Below are 18,472 nucleotides of genomic sequence, written 5' to 3' on the forward strand. Positions count from 1 at the left end.
CGGCGTCCCGTCCCGGCCGGCGGGTCAGTAGCGGTAGCCGCAACGGTCGACCACGCGGACCTGCTTGCCGTAGGGCGTGCGCCGGACGACCCGCACACGGCATCCGTCGCGGCTGACGAACCGCGTCACCGTGGCATGGCCCGGCGGCCGCCGGTAGGGCGCCTTGCCGTAGGCGTAAGGCGGCCGCTTGTAGCCGTGCGGGCCGCCGCGGTGGCCATGGTGCTTGCCGCCCGCGTGGTGACCGCCGCGGTGGCCGCCTCCGTCGTGGTGGCCGCCCTTGTCGTGGTGACCGCCCTTGTGTCGCCCGCGGTCTCCGCCGCGGTACCCGCCGTGGCGGTCGCCGTCGTAGCCGGCGAGGGTCAGGCCGGCGCCGGCCGTGATCGCGGCGGCGGCTGCAGGCGCGCCGGGCGCCGCGGAAGCGGCGCAGAGCGGCAGTGCGGCCAGGACGGCGGTGGCGAGTGCGGTGCCGAGAAGCTTCATCGTCGGTCCTCCTGTTGGTGCGGGAGGACCTTCGCAGGCCGCGACTGAAGCGCCGCTGAGCCGACTGTTCAGCCCGACGTCAGGTTCCGCCGCCCGCCGTCACGACCGCCGCTCGGCGACGAAGCGGCACGCCTCGCGCAGCGGCGACGCCCGCCCGCCGAACGGCGCCAGCGCCTCGGACGCGGCCGCGACGATCTCCGTCAACCGCTGACGCGCCGCCTGCGGGCCGATCAGGCCGACGAGCGTCGCCTTGTCCGCCGCCGCGTCCTTGCCGACCTTCTTGCCGGTCTCCTCCGCCGTGCCCTCCACGTCGAGGAGGTCGTCGGCGAGCTGGAACGCCTCGCCCAGAAGCGTGCCGTAGCGGACGAGCGCGCGACGTTCGGCGGCCTCGGCGCGACCCAGCACCGCCCCCGCCTCGCAGGCGGCGACGATCAGCCTGCCGGTCTTCATCGCCTGCATGTCGCGGATCCCGTCCGCGTCGAGACCGAGGGCGTTGAGGTCGCGGTACTGGCCGCCGACCATCCCGGCGTTGCCCGAGGCGCGCGCCAGGAGGTGGGCGAGCGGACCGGCGAGGTCCGGCGGCACCGGCGGACCGGTGATGATCTCGAACGCGAGCGCCTGCAGGCCGTCGCCGACGAGGATCGCCGTCGCCTCGTCGTAGGCCTTGTGGACCGTCGGCTGGCCGCGGCGCAGGTCGTCGTCGTCCATCGCCGGCAGGTCGTCGTGGACGAGACTATAGGAGTGCAGACACTCGAACGCGGCGCCGACATGCTCGGCCGCGGCGACATCGGCGCCGAAGAGGGCGGCCGCTTCGAGGACGAGGAAGGGGCGGAAGCGCTTGCCCCCGGCGAGGGTCGCGTAGCGGGTGGCATCCTGCAGACGTCCCGGGATCGACGAGGTCGGCTGCAGCGTTTCGTCCAAGACCCGGTTCGTCGCCTCGGCAGCCGCGGCCAGCCGTGCGGCGAAATCCATCCTATCCTCCCTCGTCGTACGCGAGACATGATAGGCAAATGTTCGTCCCATCGCCATGGTCGCCACCGTCGCATATGTCCGGGGGGTGGATAGTATGCTGCCGGCGAGGGAGATCGAATGCGGCCGATCCTGAAGGCGCTCGGGGCCGTCATGGTGACCGTGGTCCTGATCCCGCTGATCCTCACGCTGGCCTACGGCGTCAAGGACCCGCCGTCGCTCGCTATCTGGCGCCGCCAGGCCGACGGCGACACGGTGGTGCAGACATGGATCCCGCTGACGGAAATGTCACCGGAGCTGGTGCGGGGCGTCATCATGGCCGAGGACGCGCGCTTCTGCCTGCACTGGGGCATCGACCTGCGGCAGATGCGGCTGGTGGTGAAAGAGGCGATCGCCGGCGAGGCACCGCGCGGGGCGAGCACGATCACGATGCAGGTGATCAAGAACCTCTTCCTCTGGCCGGAGCGCAGCTACCTGCGCAAGGCGATCGAGGTGCCGTTGGCCCTATGGATGGACCTCGTCCTGTCGAAGGACCGGATCCTGGAGATCTACCTCAACACGGCGCAGTTCACCGGCTCGGCCTACGGGGTCGAGGCCGCGGCACAGCAGGCGTTCGGCCGCAGCGCCGCGGATCTGACGCGTGACGAGGCGCTGGCGCTGGCGACCGTCCTGCCGGCGCCGGCCGCCCGGAACGCGGCCCGTCCCTCGAAGCGCCAGCGTGCCGTGATCGCGCATGTCGAAAGGGAGCTTGACCGCGCGCCGTGGGTGTTTACATGTCTGGCGGCGCCCTTTCGCCCGTGAGGGCGGTTGCGTCGTCGCGCGCGAGCCTGTATTGGCTCCGCTTCTGGCGGTTTTATCCGCCTCCCGACATTCTTGAGACGAGCCCCGCGCTATGGGTTGCGCGGTATTTGGAGTTTCGACCATGGCTGTGCCGAAGCGCAAGACCTCCAGCATGAAGCGTGGCTTCCGCCGTTCTGCGGACGCGCTGAAGGCACCGACGTACGTCGAGGACAAGGACTCGGGCGAGCTGCGCCGCCCGCATCACATCGATTTGAAGACCGGCCGCTATCGGGGCCGCCAAGTCCTGACGCAGAAGAGCGACGACTAAGCCGTTTCGGCACGGGAGCGCCGGCCGACCGTTCCGACGTCGGCCGATGGAACCGATCCCGCCTTGCGGTGCTTGATCCTTTGGTAACGCTCGACCAAACGAGCGTATGAAATGATCGCAAGGCAGTTCCAATGGGCCTCTTCCCGTTTTCTCTCGTTCCGCTCGTCCTGTATGTCTTTGCGGGATTGTTCCTGTACCAGCAGCCGCTGGTCGCACCGAACGCGGGCGATCCGAACGTCATCCCGTTCTGGAGCAACACCGTCGTCGACGTGACGCTGGTATCGGGCCAGGAGTGGACGCTCAGCTATAGCGACCTGCTGATCGGCTTCGCTGTGATCCTGCTGCTGTTCAGCATCCTGCGGACGGCCAGCAAGAGCCGCATGACCGTGCTCGGCAACATGGTGATGGTGCTCGTCCTGTGCGTCTACATCGTCATGTTCCTGACGGTGGAGTTCGCCGGCACGTCGACCTTCTTCCTGCTGACGATGGTGGCGCTGGTGGACACCTTGGCGACGGTGTCGGTGTCGCTGGTGTCGTCGCACAGCAACGTCGAGGCTGTGCCGGACTGACCGGCGACGAGCCGACACGGATCTGCGAAGGGCTGGCGCCAGGCGTGCCGGCCCTTTCGCGTTTGTGCGTCTGCTCCGATCCTCGCCCCGCCGGCGGAGGGGGTTGCGGAAGCGGCTACTCGCCGGGCCGGCGGGCCGGGGCGGGCGCGTCCTCCGCCTCGTCGCGCGAGAGCGATTCCATACGCGCCTGGAGGTTGGCGAGCTCGGCCCGCAGGGCCTTCACGTCGGCGGCGAGGTTCTCCGGCGACTGCGCCTGAGGGGCGGCCTCCGGGGTGAAGGGCATGAACATGCGCATCGAGCGCTGGAACATGTCCATGTTGCGCCGCACCTGATCCTCGACGACCGAGAAGGCCCCCTCGCCCACCGCCTCGCTCCACTGCTGACGCAGCCTCTCCTGCTCGCGCGCGAAGGAGGCGAGCGAGTGCTCCAGGTAGGTGGGGACGATCGTCTGCATCCGGCCGTCGTAGAACGTGATCAGCTGGCGCAGAAACGCGATCGGCAGCAATCCGCCGCCTTTGCTCTCCGCGTCGAAGATGATCTGGCCGAGGACACCACGAGTGATATCCTCCCCGGACTTGGCGTCCAGAACGACGAAGTCCTCGCCGGAGCGCACCATCTCGGCCAGATCGTCCAGCGTGACGTAGGCGCTGGTTCCGGTGTGATACAGGCGCCGATTGGCGTACTTTTTGATGACCGTCGAAGTCTTTTCGAGTGTCATCGCTACCTCGTGAAGACGGGATATGTTGTCGGCGCACAGCCGGCCCACGCCCGCGGGAATGGGTGACGGACCCCTGCGTATGCCTTGAACCTCGGCAACTTAAGGGCAAACGCCGCGCTGCACCAGAGAAATTGCTGCGATTGCGAACGCCCCGCGTTCCGAGGCATTGGTTGACAGCACACGGATGCGGGTTCTTGAGTTCCCGCACAATTTGAAAAGAACGGCCGCCCCTGCGCGCGCGGCCGAGGAAGAGGAGACCTGACATGGCTGACGACAGCGTCGTGATCGCCAGCGCCGCCCGCACTCCCGTGGGCGCGTTCAGCGGATCGTTCGCCACCGTAGCGGCTGCCGATCTCGGCGCCATCGCCATCGGTGGTGCGTTGGAGCGGGCTGGCGTCTCGCCGGACGAGGTAGACGAGGTGATCCTCGGCCAGGTGCTGACCGCCGGCTGCGGCATGAACCCCGCCCGTCAGGCCGCGATGACCGCGGGCATCCCCAAGGAGAAGACCGCCTGGCTCCTCAACCAGGTGTGCGGCTCGGGCCTGCGCTCGGTGTGTCTCGGCATGCAGCAGATCCTGACCGGCGATGCCGACATCATCGTCGCCGGCGGCCAGGAGAACATGACCCTGTCGCCCCACGCCGCGCACCTGCGCGCCGGCCACAAGATGGGCGACATGAAGTTCATCGACACGATGATCAAGGACGGCCTCTGGGACGCCTTCAACGGCTACCACATGGGCGGCACCGCCGAGAACGTCGCCCGCGAGTGGCAGATCACCCGTGAGGCGCAGGACGAGTTCGCGGTGAAGTCGCAGAACAAGGCCGAGGCGGCGCAGAAGGCCGGCAAATTCGTGGACGAGATCGTCCCCGTCACGGTGAAGGGCCGCAAGGGCGACACCGTGGTCGACGCGGACGAGTATATCCGCCACGGCGCCACGATCGAGAGCGTTGGCAAGCTGCGCCCGGCGTTCGACAAGGACGGCACCGTGACCGCGGGCAACGCCTCCGGCATCAACGACGGCGCCTCGGCGATGGTGCTGATGAGCGAGGCGAACGCGGCCAAGCGCGGCATCACGCCGATGGCACGCATCGTCTCCTGGGCGACCGCGGGCGTCGACCCGAAGGTGATGGGCACCGGGCCGATCCCCGCCTCGAAGAAGGCGCTGCAGAAGGCCGGCTGGTCGGTCTCCGACCTCGACCTCGTGGAGGCCAACGAGGCGTTCGCCGCTCAGGCCTGCGCGGTCAACAAGGACATGGGCTGGGCCGACGACATCGTGAACGTCAACGGCGGCGCGATCGCCATCGGCCACCCGATCGGCGCATCCGGCAACCGCGTGCTGACGACGCTGCTCTTCGAGATGAAGCGCCGCGGCGCCAAGAAGGGCCTCGCCACGCTGTGCATCGGCGGCGGCATGGGCGTCGCCCTGTGCGTCGAGAGCCTGAACTGAGATCCGGGCTTGCCCTTTACGCTCGACGAGACCGTCGCGACGCGCGCAGGCGCCGTCGCGGCGGTCCGCTGAGGTGACGGCCCGGATCTCGACGCGCACGGCCGCATCGCCTTCTACAAGCAGTTCACCCAGGCGGACGAGCGGTATACCGCCGAAGTCGAGCCCCTCTTCGAGGCGATACGCTGCCCCACGGCGATTTTCTGGGGAGTGGACGATCCGTGGATTCCGCTCGCTCGCGGCGAGGCGCTGAAAGCCTTGATCCCGCACGCCGATTTCGTACGCATCGAAAACGCCGGGCATCTCCCCCAACTCGCGGCGCCCGAGATTGTGGCAAAGAACACCCTTAAGTTTATGGAACCGCTATCGCGCTGACCAACTTTCCTTTTTCCTGGGCCTGGGCGATTGACGCACCTCATTGTCAAACGTCATGAATTCAGGACAAACAGATCCGCGCAGCGGACGATTCATGGGGAGGAAACGATGGCACGCGTTGCATTGGTAACGGGTGGAACGCGCGGAATTGGCGCGGCCATATCGAAAGCTCTGAAAGCCGCTGGTCATACCGTCGTGGCGAACTACGCCGGAAACGACGAAAAGGCGAACGCCTTCAAGGATGAAACCGGGATCCACGTCGAAAAGTTCGACGTCGGCGACCCGGCGATGTGCGAGTCCCGGCTCGCCAGCATTCAGGAAAGCGTCGGGCCGATCGACATCGTCGTGAACAACGCCGGGATCACCCGCGACGGCACCTTCCACCGCATGTCGTGGGAGCAGTGGAAGGCCGTGATCGACACCAACCTCGGGTCGATGTTCGCGGTCACGCGCCCGCTCATCAACGGCATGCGCGACCGTGGCTTCGGCCGCGTCATCAATATCTCCTCGATCAACGGCCAGAAGGGGCAGATGGGGCAGGCCAACTATTCTGCCGCCAAGGCCGGCGTGATCGGCTTTACCAAGGCGCTGGCGCAGGAGAACGCCCGGAAGGGCATCACCGTCAACGCCATCGCCCCCGGCTATATCGATACCGACATGGTCGCCGCCGTGCCCGAGAAGGTGCTGGAGGGGATCGTCGCCGGCATCCCGGTCGGGCGCCTCGGCAAGGCGGACGAGATCGGCGCGCTCTGCGTCTACCTCTCCTCCGACTCCGCCGCGTTCATGACCGGCTCGACGCTCACCATCAACGGCGGCCAGTACATCACCTGACCGCCCGAGGGGCCGCGCGCGGCCCCTCGTCGCCGCCTCGGCGGGGGGCTCAGGTGGTGCCGCCCATCGTCGTCTGGAAGGCGATGTAGCCGGCGTAGAGCAGCACCAGCAGCCCGCCCTCCCACCGGGTGACGCGCTGGCCGGTCGCCACCACGATCACCAGCAGCACCGAGATCGCCACCATCAGCGGGATATCGAACGCCTGCATCCCGGGCGACACCGGGACCGGCTGGACCACCGCGGTCAGACCGCCGATGCCGATGGTGTTGTAGACGTTCGAGCCCAGCACGTTGCCCAGCGCGATCTCCGACTGCTTGCGCAAGGCCGCGATGATCGACGTCGCGAGTTCGGGCAGCGAGGTGCCGACCGCGACCATCGTCAGGCCGATGACCTCCTCGGACACCCCGTAGCGCTCGGCCAGTTCCACCGAGCCGGACACCAGGTACTCCGCGCCGATGATGACGCCGGCGAGCCCCAGCGCCACGAAGAGGAGCGACAGGCCGAACGGCGTGCCCGCCTCGGCCGGGACCTCCTGCGCCTTGGCCGCGGACTTGCGGTCCGAGCGGATGGTGTAGACGATGTAGCAGATCAGCGCGATGACGAAGACCGAGCCGGCGAGACGGGTGAACTCGCCCGTCATCGCGACGCCCATGAAGGCGACCGCGGTGACGATGACCAGCGAGCCGTCGCGCAAGACCGCGGTGCGGCTGGTGAGGAACGGCCGCATCAGCGCCGCGGCGCCCAGGATCAGCAGGATATTGGCGATATTGGAGCCGACGATGTTGCCGACTGCGATCCCCGGCGAGCCGCGCAGCGCGGCCGCCACGCAGGTGACCAGCTCCGGCGCGGACGTGCCGAACCCGACAATCACGACGCCGACCACCAAGGGCGACATGCCGAAGCGCACGGCGACCCCGCTGGCGCCGCGGACCAGGAGTTCGCCGCCGACGAACAGGCCGAAGAGCCCGCCGACGATCGAGAGGGCAAGTGTCATGAAGGTTACCTTGGGTGGGGCCGATCGGACCGATGGGGTGTAGGTATCCGGCGGCCCCGCTTCAACGGTCAGTCATTCGACGGGCGCGGCGTCGGGCGCCAGTCGGCGGGTGCCATCTCGAAGGCCTCGAAGGCGAACCCGGGGGCCACCGTGCAGCCCACCAAGCTGTATTCGCCCAGGGATTCCGCGGTCTGCCACTGGCCGGCCGGAACCACCGCCTGCGGCCGCTCGCCGGCGGCGACGTTCGGCCCCAGGCGGATGGATGCGGCATCATGGCCGTCGGACGAAATCGTCAGCGCCAGTGGCGCGCCGGCATAGTAGTGCCACACCTCCGCCGCGTCGGTGACGCGGTGCCAGGCCGAGCAGTCGCCCGCCTCGAGGAGATAGTAGATCGCCGTGGAGTGGCCGCGGCCGCCGTCCGGCGCGTCTCGGAAGGTCTCGACGAAGTAGCCGCCCTCGGGGTGCGGCTGCATCCCCAGCGCCTCGATAATCGCCTTCGCCGCACTCATTGGAAGCCGTCCCGGCCCTTGCGCAGCCGTGCGAACACCTCGGCCGGGTCCGCGCCCGCCATGCCGAGAGCCTCGGCGACGGCCGGATCGTCGGCGCGCAGGAAGGGGTTGGTCGCCTTCTCGGCGGCCATCGTGGTCGGCACCGTGGGCTCCTTGCGGTCGCGGGCCGCGCGAACGACCTCCAGCCGCTCGGCGATCGCGGCGTCGGCGGGCAGCGCGTCGTGGGCGTAGCGGGCGTTGGTCAGCGTGTATTCGTGGCCGCAATAGATGGCGGTGTCGTCCGGCAGGGCGGCGCGCAGGGTCTGGAGCGAGCGCCACATGGTCGGCGGGTCCCCCTCGAAGAGGCGGCCGCAGCCCATCGCGAACAAGGTATCGGCGGTGAAGGCGATCCCCTCCTCGGGCAGGTGATAGCTGATGTGGCCGGCGGTGTGGCCGGGTGTCGACATCGCGCGGACCTTGACGGGACCGACGGCGAATTCTTCCCCGTCGGCGATGGTCCGGTCGAGCCCGTCGATGCGGTCCGCCTCGGCCGCGGGGCCATAGACGGTCGCCGAACCGCGCACCTCGTCCAGCGCCTGGACATGGTCGGAGTGGTGGTGCGTGATGAGGACGCTGGTGAGCGTCCACCCCGTTTCGGCGAGTGCCGCGTTGATCGGGCCGGCCTCGGGTGCGTCGACGAGGATCGTCTCGCCGTCCTTGTGGACGAGCACCGCGTAGTTGTCCGACAGGCACGCAATAAGCCGCACGTCAGCCATGTTCACTCCCTTGTCGTTTGGCTGAACCATGGCGCAGCGACTGCACCGCGTCCACCTCGGGACCTATTTGGGACGTGATCGCTCCGCATGCTATGCGAAGCTGCAAAACAAGGATGGCGCGCATGCACCTCGACGTCGGGCAGTTGAGTGCATTCTACCTGACGCCGCTGGGGCGGATCGCACGGCAGATCGTGTCGGCGGAAGTGCGTTCGGTGTGGCCGGACGTGCGCGGCGAGCGCGTCGTCGGTCTCGGCCACGCGACGCCCTATCTGCGCCCCTTCCTGGGCGAGGCGGAGCGGGTCGTCTCGGTCATGCCGGCGGCGGAGGGGGTGCTGCACTGGCCGCCGGAGGGCCCCAACGTCACGTCCCTCGCCTACGAGGACCGGCTGCCGCTGCCGGACAACTCGATCGACAAGCTCCTCATCATCCACCTGCTGGAGACCACGAAGGATCCGCACGAGGTGCTGCGCGAGGCATGGCGCGTGCTGGTGCCGGCGGGTCGGGTGCTGGTCTTCGTCCCCTACCGCGCCGGCGCCTGGGCGCGGGCCGACTGGACACCGATGGGCCTCGGCCGCCCGTTCTCGCGCGCGCAGCTCGCCCGGGTGATGGACGCCTGCTGGCTGGAGCCGAAGGACCTGCGCCGCTGCCTCTACGTGCCGCCGACGAGTACGCGCTTCGTGCTCGGCTCGGCTCGGGCGTGGGAGCGGATCGGCAAGCGCGTCATCCCGCGGTTCGCCGGGCTCGTCGCCCTCGAGGGGCACAAGACGCTGACCCGCGGCATCCCCGCCCGCTCCCGCAAGCTCGCCGACCTGGTTCCGACACTCTCGCCCGTGCCCAAGCCCGCCGCGAGCGTCGCCCATCCGCACGAGGACGACGCGGGCGCGCCGGGCGCCGGGCGCGACTATTGCGCGCCGGGGGCCGGGCACTCCTGCATCGGCATCGGCTCCAGCTCGGTCAGCCGGCCGCTCAGCACGAAGGTGCCGTAGTCGAACGTGGCGTTGTAGGAGATGCCGTTGTCCATCATGCGGAACGAGATGACGTAGTCGGGCACGGTCTCGCCATTCTCGCCGGCCTGGTCGAAGTAGGAGATCGAGGTGGTGTAGGTCGCCCGCTCGTCCGCGTCGCCGAGGGCGGCGAAGGCGGCGCGCTCGCGCTGGCTGGCGTCGGGGAGGCCCATCGTCGGCGGGCCGATGACGGTCGTCGTGTCGTAGACGGTGTCGGCCGTGCCGCCACCGTCGAACATCGGCACCTCGAGGACACGCTCGCCGTTGGCCGCCGCGGTGAGCACCAGACGGGTGTGCTGCGTCGGAAAGATCGCCCGAGCCAGATCGTAGCGGCCCATCTTCGGCTTGGACAGCTCGACGATGGTGCCAGACGGCGTGCCGCGGGCCTGCCCGTCGATCACCGTCTGCCCGTCGCCGGCGAGGAAGGTCTGGTTGAGGAAGTGGAACTCGGCCGGGCTCAGCGTCTCGTAGGTCGAGGTGCGCAGGTCCGTGCGCGACATCTCGCCCTCCCGGTCCACCGTGTTGGTCTGGAAGGTGGAGGTGACCGTGTAGCCGTCGCAGGCCGACCCCTCCAGCTCGTAGACCAGAGTGCCGTTGACCGAAAGGATCGATACGCTGGGCTCCACCCGCGCGAGCGTCAGATCGTAGACGGCGCGGTGCGGGACGAGGGCCGCATCCGGCGCCGCGGCGGCGGTCGGCCCGGCCACGACGAGCGCCAGCGCCACGCCTCCCGCCCCGCGCACCAGACCGGCGCGGGCGAGGCGACCAGCGGAGGGAGCCGGACGAGCGCGGCCAACGAGAACGGACATATACGCCTCCGAGAGGGGAACAGGCGGCATTGCGCACGGTGTCACTTAGGCGTCAAGTGACGGCACATAAAGCTGGCGCTTGCGCCGAGCTGCCGTCGCTCGTAGACGACGGATCGACAGGCTAATGCGAGGAAGACCCATGTCCCAAGTCGAACAGAAGCTGGCGGAGATGGATCTCGCCCTTCCCGAGGCCGGCGCCCCGGCGGGCTCGTACGTGCCGACGGTGCGCACCGGCAACCTGCTCTTCGTTTCCGGCCAGGTGTCGGTCGACGCCGAGGGCACGATGATCAAGGGCCGCTGCGGCGAGACCATGGGCGTCGAGGAAGGCCAGGCGGCAGCGCAGCGCTGCGCGCTGGCGATCCTGGCGCACACCAAGGCCGCCATCGGCAGCCTCGACAAGGTGTCGCGGATCGTGAAGCTGAACGGCTTCGTGAACTCCTCGCCCGCGTTCGGCGACCACCCCAAGGTGATCAACGGCGCGTCCGACCTGATGCTCGAGCTGTTCGGCGACAAGGGCAAGCATGCCCGCGCCGCCGTCGGCGTCGCCAACCTGCCGTTCGGTGTGGCGGTCGAGGTCGAGGCGGTCATCGAGGTCGCATCATAACCGGGATCCTTCCCGACTGGTTGCTGCGTCGTCCGGTCGCGCATCGCGGCCTGCACGGCGCCGCGCAGGTCGAGAACACGCTGGGCGCGGTCGAGGACGCGATCGACGCGGGCTACGCGGTCGAGGTCGACCTGCAGCTCACGGTCGACGGCGGCCTCGTCGTCACCCACGACGAGACGCTCGACCGCATGACCGCCGAGCGCGGACGCATCGCCGAGCGCACGCTGGACGAGCTGCGCGCCATCACCATCACCGGCTCGAGCGAGACCTTCTCCTCGCTCACCGACCTGCTGGCGCTCACCGCCGGCCGCGCGCCGCTCTTCCTGGAGGCCAAGGCCCCGGTGGGACAGGCGGCGAAGGCTTCGATGGCGGGCGTCATCGCGCGCGCGCTCGGCCAGTATGGCGGCGCGGCGGCGGTGATGACCTTCGATCCCGACCTCCTCGCCCTCCTGCGCTCGGCGTTGCCGGACACGCCCCTCGGCATCCTGGCGGGCGGCGAGGAACACGGCTCGCTGGTCTCGCGCTTCGGGCGCGACATGCTGCTGCACACGCCCCGCACCAAGCCCGATTTCGTCGGCTACTATGCCACCGCGCTGCCCCACCCCGGCCCCGCCCTCGCGCGGCGGCGCGGGCGGCCGGTGCTGGCATGGACCGTGCGTTCGCAGGCCGAGGCGCAGCGGCTTTCGCGGCATGTCGACCAGATCATCTTCGAAGATTTTCGCGCCTGAGCGGGCGCGCGGACCGAGGCGCACCGACCGACGCCGGTCGGCCGCGGAACGACGCGCGCGGGCCACATCGCCGCGCTCCACCGGCTCGACCGCCGGGACAGGATCCTATTCGTTGGTTCGGCCGCGTATCGCGGTGGTCAGTGTAGGGGGACCGTCATGCCAACCATGACCGTCGAGGCCACGGGCAGTCTGGACACCGTCGACAGGGAGGACTGGGACGCACTCGCCAATCCGGGCTGGCGCGTCGGCGACGGCGGCCGCGTCACCGGCGGCGGCGCGCACGCCTTCAACCCCTTCGTCGCCTACGATTTCCTGCGCGCGCTGGAGGACGCCGGCTGCGTCGGCGGGCGCAGCGGCTGGTATCCGCGCCATCTCCTCGTCCGCGGGGCGGAGGGCGGGCTCGTCGGCGCCGCCCCGGCCTACCTGAAGACCCACTCCAAGGGCGAGTACGTCTTCGACTACGGCTGGGCCGACGCGTTCGAGCGCGCCGGCGGGCGCTATTATCCCAAGCTCCAGGTCTCGGTGCCGTTCACGCCGGCCCAGGGGCCGCGGCTGCTCGTGGGTGACGGGACGGCCGAGTCGCGCCGGTTCGTCGCCCGCGCGCTGGTGGCACTCGCGGACGAAGTGGACGCGTCCTCCGTCCACGCGACCTTCCTGCAGCCGGAGGACGTCGCGGCGATGGAGGCGGAGGACTACCTCCTGCGCGTCGACACGCAGTTCCACTTCACCAACGACGGCTATGCGACGCCGGACGACTTCCTCGCGGCCCTCGCCTCGCGCAAGCGCAAGCAGGTGAAGCGCGAGCGGCGCGACGCGCTGGCCGACGGCATCGCCATCCGCTGGCTCGTCGGCGACGAGATCACCGAAGCGCATTGGGACGCCTTCTACGAGTTCTACACGGACACCGGGTCGCGCAAGTGGGGCCGGCCCTACCTCAATCGCGAGTTCTTCTCGCTGCTGGGGCAGCGGCTCGGCCATTCGGTCTGCCTGATTCTCGCCGAGCGGGAGGGGCGGCCGATCGCCGGCGCGCTCAACCTCATCGGCTCGGAGACGCTGTTCGGGCGCTACTGGGGCTGCACCGAGGACCACCCCTTCCTGCACTTCGAGGTCTGTTATTATCAGGCGATCGACTTCGCCATCGCGCACAAGCTGAAGCGGGTGGAGGCGGGGGCGCAGGGCGGCCACAAGCTCGCCCGCGGCTACGAGCCGACGCAGACCGTCTCGGCCCACTACATCGACCACCCGGGCCTCAGGGGCGCCGTCGCGCATTACCTGGAGGCGGAACGGCGCGAGGTGGACATGCACCAGCACTACCTCGAGGCGGCGCTTCCCTTCCGCAAGGACGGCGGCCGCTGCGAGTAGGCCGCCGGCACCTTCCTTCACGCGGCGCAGCCGTTAGGATGCGCCCGCTTCTGCCCGACCGGAGAGACCCATGAGCGCGCCCACCTACGACCCCGACAACATCTTCGCCAAGATCCTCAGGAACGAGATCCCGTCGGAGACGGTCTACGAGGACGAAGCGACCCGCGTGATCATGGACATCATGCCCCGCGCCGACGGGCATGCGCTGGTGCTGCCGAAGGCGGCCTCGCGCAACATCCTCGACATCGAGCCCGCCTCCCTTGCGGCGACGATCGCCACGGTGCAGCGGGTCGCCCGCGCCGCCAAGGCCGCCTTCGCCGCCGACGGCGTCACCGTGCAGCAGTTCTCCGAGGGCGCGGGCGGGCAGATGGTGTTCCACACCCACTTCCACGTGCTGCCGCGCCACGAGGGGGTGCCGCTGAAGCCACACTCGGGCGAGATGGCGCCGGCGGACGAGATCGGCACCGCCGCCGCGAAGCTCCGCGCCGCCCTCAGCGCAGAATGAACCACCCGGCGATCAGCACCGCCTCGGCCGACAGGATGCCGAGCGCGAGGCGCTTGCCGGTCGTCAGGTAGAACGCGAAGCCGAAGGCCACGGCGCTGATGCGCAGCGCCAGCGGCAGCTCCGCCAGCGCCCCGCCCGGACTGAGGATCAGCTTGGCGACGACGCTCGCGACCAGCGCCGTCGCCACCGCCTTCACCCACACGAACACCTCCGACGTGTCCGACACCCGGCCCGCGAAGAGGACGCCCAGCCAGCGCCAGACCTGCGTCGGCAGACAGCTCGCGACGAAGATCGAGAGGTAGGGGCCGAGGGTCGCGAAAGCGGGCATCACGTCGGCGGGCGTCACCGGATCCGTCATGCGCACCGCTTCCACATCCGCCCGACGACGTAGGCGAGCGTGCCGGCGACGAGGCCGGAGACCAGGAGATCGACCCCCGGCACCAACGCGGCCGCGACCGGCCCCATGGCGAGGCCGAACAGCAGCGCCAGCCGGTCCGCATCCACCCGCGCCGCGCCCCACAGCGCGCAGATGAAGTAGATCGGCGTCAGAAACACCAGCGCGCCGCCGACCATCTCGGGCAGTCGGTCGATCATGACGTGGCTGACGCCGACGACGATGGTGCTGACCACCGCCAGCATGATGCCGAAGCCGGCGAAGAAGGGGAGCCGTACCTCGCGCGGCAGGGTGGGGAGCGTGACCATCGAGAACACCCAGGACGTCACCGCGACGAACCAGGAGACGGCGAGCATGGCGAGGCGTCCGCCGTTCTGCGGCCGCACGATCGGCGTCCAGGCGAGCACCATCGGCAGGAACCGCACCGAGGAGAGGGCGACGGCCAGCGCGACCGCCGGCAGGCTGGTCCCCGCCGCGACGAAGCCGACGAACACCACCTGCGCCGGCAACGCGTAGGTCAGCAGCGCGATGAGCATCGCCTCGACCGCGGTGAAGCCGGCCTCCCGCGCCAACGCCGCGAAGCCGATCTGCGCCGAGAAGAGCACCAGCGCCGGGATCGAGAAGACGTTGAGGACCCCGCGCAGGAACCACCGGGAGGCGGACGGCGCGGAAAGCGATTGAGACGACATGCCGCTTCCCTAGCCCCTCGCCCGGCGGCGCACCATATCGCGCCAGCCTATGACGGTCAGGCGATGACGTCCCCTTCGAGGAGCTGGCCGGGGGTGATGTCCTCCAGCGTCACGGCGACGCCGTCGCCCACCAGCACGGTGTTGCCGAGCCCGTCCGCCGCGACCACCAGCGCCGTCGCCCCGCCGATGACGAGGGTGTCGTGACCGGGCTCGAAGTCGGTGACGGTGTCGATCCCGTCGTCCGCATGGAAAAGGAAGCGGTCGGCGCCCGCGCCACCGGTGAGAACGTCGGCGCCGGGACCGCCGACCAGACGGTCGCGCCCCTGCCCGCCGTCCAACGTGTCCGCGCCGGCCTGCCCTTTGAGGAGGTCGCCGCCGCGCCCTCCGGCGAGCGCATCGTCCGCCGCACCGCCGTAGAGGGTGTCGGCACCGGGCCCGCCGTAGACGGTGTCCGCCCCGGCCGCGCCCATCAGCGCGTCGCCCCCGTCACCGCCACGCACGAGGTCGTCGCCACCCTTGGCGCGCACCGTGTCGAACCCGCCGCCGGCGTTGATCACGTTGTCGCCGGCGGTGCCGAACAGCAGGTCGCCGAAGGGGGTGCCGCGCAGGAGGCCGTCACCGTCGGCCCGCACCGGCGGTCCGCCGGGGGTCTCGCGCGGGGTCTCCCCGTCGCCGGGGGCGGCGCCGAGGCTGACGCCCTGCGGCAGGTCGTCCACCGTCACCGTCCTGTCGGCGAAGACGAGGTACTCGATGCCGTGGAGCAGGTCGTTCCCGTCCGCGCCGCCGTGAGCGACCTGGAGCGTGTTGCCGCTCTTGGTGAGCGTATATTCGGCCGCCGGGAAGCGGTAGCGCGCGCCGTCTTCGCCCGCGGCGCCGGTGATCGTGTCGTTTCCCGCCAGGCCGATGAAGAGGTCGTCCCCCGCCCCGCCGTCGATCGCATTGTCCAGCCGCAGGGTCGTGGCGAAGGGCGTGTCGTAGCCGTTGAAGAGGTCGATATATTCCTGCATCGGCGTGCCGTAGGGGTCGTCCGCCGCGTCGAACCCGCCCGACCACAGGAACCGGCTCATCCCCTCGAAGCCGACGAGCCAGGTCCCGCCGAGAATGCCGGAGATCGTCATCTCCTGCCCGTCGAGGATCTGTCCGGCGTAGACGTCGAGCCCGTACTCGGTCAGCGTGCGCCAGTTCCATTCGGTATATTCGCGGACCGCCTTGTCCTGGATCGCGGGGGCGGCGAGGAACTCGGCGGTGCTGTCGATCCCGTCGCGGCCGGTCCAGGCGCCGCTGTAGTCGTGCGCGGCGGTGCCGTCGCCCTCGTAGTAGCCGATCTCTTTCAGCGCCAGTTCGCCGAACTGGTATTTGCCGAGAAAGCCGAGCGGGCTGACGAGCTGATAATTATCCGTCGATTCTCGTTGGCCGAGCGCCTCGAAATAATCGTCGAACGAGCCACGCGACACCATCGGTCCCTCCACACTCGAGCGGGGGCCGGGCGCAGGTTCGCGCTTGGCGAACGCCCGCGGCGGCGAACAACCGCCGCGGGCAAATCACACCATTGGAGTGATTCCATGTCAACGCTGGGCGCGTCGTTCCTGGACCAGCGCGATGAAGATCGACACGCACATCAGGAGCAGCAGGATCGCGAACGGGAAGCCGGTCGCCACCGCCATCGCCTGCAACGCGGCGAGGCCGCCGCCGGCCAGCAGCACGATCGCCACCACCCCCTCGAACACGCACCAGAAAACGCGCTGCGGCACGGGGGCGTTCATCTTGCCGCCGGCTGTGATGGTGTCGATCACCAGCGAGCCTGAGTCCGACGAGGTGACGAAGAAGACGACCACCAGCACGATGCCGATGAGCGAGGTGATCTGCGCCAGCGGGAGCTGGGAGAGCATCTCGAAGAGCTGCACCGGCAGGTCCGCGTCGGCCGCGCCCTGGAAGTTGTCGGCGATCACCTGCTGGATCGCGGTGCCGCCGAAGATCGCCATCCACGTCGCGCACACCAGCGAGGGGATGAGGAGGACGCACACGACGAACTCACGCACCGTGCGACCGCGCGACACGCGGGCGATGAACATGCCCACGAACGGCGACCAGGAGATCCACCAGGCCCAGTAGAAGGCGGTCCAGCCCTGCGCGAAGTTGGTATCCTCGCGGCCGAAGGGGTTGGCGAGCGCCGGCAGGTTGGTGACGTAGTCGGCCAGCGAGCCGAACAGGATCGAGATCAGATCCCCCGTCGGACCGACGAAGAACACGAAGAGCAGGAGCAGCGTGGCGAGCACCAGGTTCGCCTCGGACAGCCGCTTCACGCCGCGGTCGAGCCCGGTCACGACGGATATGGTCGCCATCGCGGTGATCGCGCAGATGAAGAGGATCTTCAGCGTCACGCCCTTGTTGCCGGCCTCGCCCGACCCGCCGCCGAACTCGAACCCGAAGACGGTGCGCGTGCCGTCCTCGACGCTGCCGGTGCCGAACAGGAAGTTGAAGCCTGCGACGGCCTGCTCGGCACCGATGCCGAGCGAGGTGGCAAGGCCGAACAGGGTGGCGAAAACGGCGATGATGTCGATGATGTGGCCGGTCCAGCCCCACACACGGTCGCCGAAGATCGGGTAGAAGGCGGTGCGGATCGCGAGCGGCATGCCGCGATTGTAGGAGAAGAGCGCCAGCGCCAGCGCGACGACGGCATAGATGCCCCACGGATGAAGCGCCCAGTGGTAGATCGCCGCCGAAAGGCCGAGGCGGGCCGCCTCCTCCGGGTTGCCGGCGGCGCCGCCGATGGGCGCCCAGCTGTCGGGCCCGCCGGCTCCGTCCGCAACCGCAGCGCTATAGTGCGACAGCGGCTCGGACACGCCGTAGAACATCAGGCCGATGCCCATGCCGGCGGCGAAGAGCATCGCGAACCAGCCCATGTAGCCGTAGTCCGGCTTCGCATCGGGGCCGCCGAGGCGGATGTTGCCGAGCGGCGTCACGACCAGCATCAGCCCGAACAGCACGAAGATGTTGCCGGCGAGGATGAAGAACCACGAGAAGTTCGACGTCAGCCAGCCCCGCAGACCTTCGAACAGCGCGGTCGCGCCGATGGGAAACAGGAGCGTCACCGCCACGAAGCCGATGATCCCGAGCGCGGCGATGATGAAGACCGGATTGTGAATGTCGAACCAGATGGGCCCGACCTTCTTGGTTATGTTGTCTTGACCGACTTCGTAGTCGATATCGTCGATGGTCGTTGGCGTTGTCTTGATTGCATCGGCCATGGGCCCTCCATCAGTTGTCGGTTCGACGCACCAGCGCGACGCGCAGCCCGGCGCACCTCCCGAACCTCCGGCACAGCCGAAATTCTCCGGCGAAACTCGACGATGGCCAGACCGTCGCGACGGAACCCGGCGGCAGGTTCGAGGTGCGCGGCGCGAGACGGGCGCTCCCTGCGGGGGGTGGAGCGTCCGGTCACGGATCGGCACGTCGGAGGGGTTTGTTCTCGGTCGATTTGAGCGCAGGACAATACCCCTGGCCGGTATTGCGTGGCCCCGAGGCGGCATTCGCGGGTCGTTTCCCCGACCCAGAGCCCGCCGCCCGGGCATGGCGCGCCGCGCGGGCCGCATGAAAAAAGCGCCCCGGAGGCCGGGGCGCTTT

Annotated in this window: 22 protein-coding genes; 11 read left to right on the forward strand and 11 right to left on the reverse strand. The window is 69.3% G+C overall.

What is annotated here, in order from left to right; genetic code table 11:
* Positions 1-24: 24 nt before the first annotated feature.
* Both MRB58_RS07865 and MRB58_RS07870 read right to left on the reverse strand, forming a co-directional pair.
* Positions 25-480 carry a hypothetical protein gene (locus MRB58_RS07865; RefSeq protein WP_244781175.1) on the reverse strand — a complete coding sequence of 152 codons (456 nt, stop codon included), beginning with the start codon at positions 478-480 and terminating at the stop codon, positions 25-27.
* 99 nt (positions 481-579) lie between these two features.
* The gene (locus MRB58_RS07870) at positions 580-1,452 is read right to left on the reverse strand and encodes a polyprenyl synthetase family protein (protein ID WP_244781176.1); all 873 of its coding nucleotides are present in this window, start codon (positions 1,450-1,452) and stop codon (positions 580-582) included.
* A 117-nt stretch (positions 1,453-1,569) separates the two neighbouring features.
* Here MRB58_RS07870 and MRB58_RS07875 point away from each other — a divergent pair, with 117 nt between their 5' ends.
* The 3 genes from MRB58_RS07875 (at position 1,570) to MRB58_RS07885 (ending at position 3,126) form a co-directional block, all read left to right on the forward strand.
* Positions 1,570-2,250: a biosynthetic peptidoglycan transglycosylase gene (locus MRB58_RS07875; RefSeq protein ID WP_244781177.1), complete on the forward strand. Its 681-nt coding sequence runs from the start codon at positions 1,570-1,572 to the stop codon at positions 2,248-2,250.
* A gap of 121 nt (positions 2,251-2,371) precedes the next feature.
* A complete protein-coding gene (gene rpmF, locus MRB58_RS07880; RefSeq protein WP_244781178.1) occupies positions 2,372-2,557 on the forward strand; it encodes a 50S ribosomal protein L32 in 186 nt (61 codons plus the stop codon).
* A gap of 185 nt (positions 2,558-2,742) precedes the next feature.
* Complete coding sequence (locus tag MRB58_RS07885; RefSeq protein WP_244781179.1) at positions 2,743-3,126, forward strand: hypothetical protein; 384 nt, start codon at positions 2,743-2,745, stop codon at positions 3,124-3,126.
* Positions 3,127-3,241: 115 nt separating this feature from the next.
* On the opposite strand, the gene phaR is transcribed toward MRB58_RS07885, so the two are convergent.
* Positions 3,242-3,844, reverse strand: a complete 603-nt coding sequence (phaR, locus tag MRB58_RS07890; protein WP_244781180.1) for a polyhydroxyalkanoate synthesis repressor PhaR — start codon at positions 3,842-3,844, stop codon at positions 3,242-3,244.
* Positions 3,845-4,107: 263 nt separating this feature from the next.
* On the opposite strand from phaR, the gene MRB58_RS07895 reads away from it, so the two are divergent.
* The 3 genes from MRB58_RS07895 to phbB all read left to right on the forward strand — a co-directional run bounded on the left by MRB58_RS07895 (position 4,108) and on the right by phbB (position 6,495).
* Entirely contained in the window at positions 4,108-5,292 is a 1,185-nt protein-coding gene (locus MRB58_RS07895; protein ID WP_244781181.1) for an acetyl-CoA C-acetyltransferase, read from the forward strand.
* Between the two features lie 105 nt (positions 5,293-5,397).
* Positions 5,398-5,664, forward strand: a complete 267-nt coding sequence (locus MRB58_RS07900; RefSeq protein ID WP_244781927.1) for an alpha/beta fold hydrolase — start codon at positions 5,398-5,400, stop codon at positions 5,662-5,664.
* Positions 5,665-5,772: 108 nt separating this feature from the next.
* Positions 5,773-6,495, forward strand: coding sequence for an acetoacetyl-CoA reductase (gene phbB / locus MRB58_RS07905; RefSeq protein WP_244781182.1), 723 nt, complete (start codon positions 5,773-5,775; stop codon positions 6,493-6,495).
* A 49-nt stretch (positions 6,496-6,544) separates the two neighbouring features.
* On the opposite strand, the gene MRB58_RS07910 is transcribed toward phbB, so the two are convergent.
* The 3 genes from MRB58_RS07910 to gloB form a co-directional block, all read right to left on the reverse strand.
* A complete protein-coding gene (locus tag MRB58_RS07910) occupies positions 6,545-7,489 on the reverse strand; it encodes a calcium/sodium antiporter (protein WP_244781183.1) in 945 nt (314 codons plus the stop codon).
* 68 nt (positions 7,490-7,557) lie between these two features.
* On the reverse strand, positions 7,558-7,998 hold the full coding sequence (locus tag MRB58_RS07915) for a cupin domain-containing protein (RefSeq protein ID WP_244781184.1): 441 nt from the start codon (positions 7,996-7,998) through the stop codon (positions 7,558-7,560).
* Positions 7,995-8,753, reverse strand: coding sequence for a hydroxyacylglutathione hydrolase (gene gloB, locus MRB58_RS07920; protein ID WP_244781185.1), 759 nt, complete (start codon positions 8,751-8,753; stop codon positions 7,995-7,997). Before gloB ends, MRB58_RS07915 begins: the two co-directional genes overlap by 4 nt.
* 122 nt (positions 8,754-8,875) lie before the next feature.
* Between gloB and MRB58_RS07925 the strand changes: the two genes are divergently transcribed.
* Positions 8,876-9,739 carry a class I SAM-dependent methyltransferase gene (locus MRB58_RS07925; protein WP_244781186.1) on the forward strand — a complete coding sequence of 288 codons (864 nt, stop codon included), beginning with the start codon at positions 8,876-8,878 and terminating at the stop codon, positions 9,737-9,739.
* Here the strand turns inward: MRB58_RS07925 and MRB58_RS07930 are convergent.
* Positions 9,655-10,566: an EipB family protein gene (locus MRB58_RS07930; RefSeq protein WP_244781187.1), complete on the reverse strand. Its 912-nt coding sequence runs from the start codon at positions 10,564-10,566 to the stop codon at positions 9,655-9,657. The two genes, MRB58_RS07925 and MRB58_RS07930, sit on opposite strands and share 85 nt — an antisense overlap.
* Positions 10,567-10,705: 139 nt before the next feature.
* Here MRB58_RS07930 and MRB58_RS07935 point away from each other — a divergent pair, with 139 nt between their 5' ends.
* The 4 genes from MRB58_RS07935 to MRB58_RS07950 all read left to right on the forward strand — a co-directional run bounded on the left by MRB58_RS07935 (position 10,706) and on the right by MRB58_RS07950 (position 13,765).
* A complete protein-coding gene (locus MRB58_RS07935; protein WP_244781188.1) occupies positions 10,706-11,170 on the forward strand; it encodes a RidA family protein in 465 nt (154 codons plus the stop codon).
* 20 nt (positions 11,171-11,190) lie between these two features.
* A complete protein-coding gene (locus tag MRB58_RS07940) occupies positions 11,191-11,898 on the forward strand; it encodes a glycerophosphodiester phosphodiesterase family protein (RefSeq protein WP_244781189.1) in 708 nt (235 codons plus the stop codon).
* 156 nt (positions 11,899-12,054) lie between these two features.
* A complete protein-coding gene (locus tag MRB58_RS07945; RefSeq protein WP_244781190.1) occupies positions 12,055-13,260 on the forward strand; it encodes a GNAT family N-acetyltransferase in 1,206 nt (401 codons plus the stop codon).
* Between the two features lie 70 nt (positions 13,261-13,330).
* A complete protein-coding gene (locus MRB58_RS07950) occupies positions 13,331-13,765 on the forward strand; it encodes an HIT family protein (RefSeq protein ID WP_244781191.1) in 435 nt (144 codons plus the stop codon).
* On the opposite strand, the gene MRB58_RS07955 is transcribed toward MRB58_RS07950, so the two are convergent.
* From MRB58_RS07955 to MRB58_RS07970, 4 genes are all read right to left on the reverse strand, one after another.
* Positions 13,752-14,123 (reverse strand): AzlD domain-containing protein, encoded by a 372-nt coding sequence (locus MRB58_RS07955; RefSeq protein WP_244781192.1) that lies wholly within the window; start codon positions 14,121-14,123, stop codon positions 13,752-13,754. The two genes, MRB58_RS07950 and MRB58_RS07955, sit on opposite strands and share 14 nt — an antisense overlap.
* Positions 14,120-14,848 (reverse strand): AzlC family ABC transporter permease, encoded by a 729-nt coding sequence (locus MRB58_RS07960; protein ID WP_244781193.1) that lies wholly within the window; start codon positions 14,846-14,848, stop codon positions 14,120-14,122. The genes MRB58_RS07955 and MRB58_RS07960 overlap by 4 nt, the downstream gene beginning before the upstream one ends.
* A gap of 56 nt (positions 14,849-14,904) precedes the next feature.
* Positions 14,905-16,305, reverse strand: a complete 1,401-nt coding sequence (locus MRB58_RS07965) for a calcium-binding protein (protein ID WP_244781194.1) — start codon at positions 16,303-16,305, stop codon at positions 14,905-14,907.
* A gap of 108 nt (positions 16,306-16,413) precedes the next feature.
* On the reverse strand, positions 16,414-18,096 hold the full coding sequence (locus MRB58_RS07970) for a BCCT family transporter (RefSeq protein WP_244781195.1): 1,683 nt from the start codon (positions 18,094-18,096) through the stop codon (positions 16,414-16,416).
* Positions 18,097-18,472: the final 376 nt, after the last annotated feature.

Source organism: Acuticoccus sp. I52.16.1 (assembly GCF_022865125.1).
In the GTDB taxonomy this organism is placed as follows: Bacteria; Pseudomonadota; Alphaproteobacteria; order Rhizobiales; family Amorphaceae; genus Acuticoccus.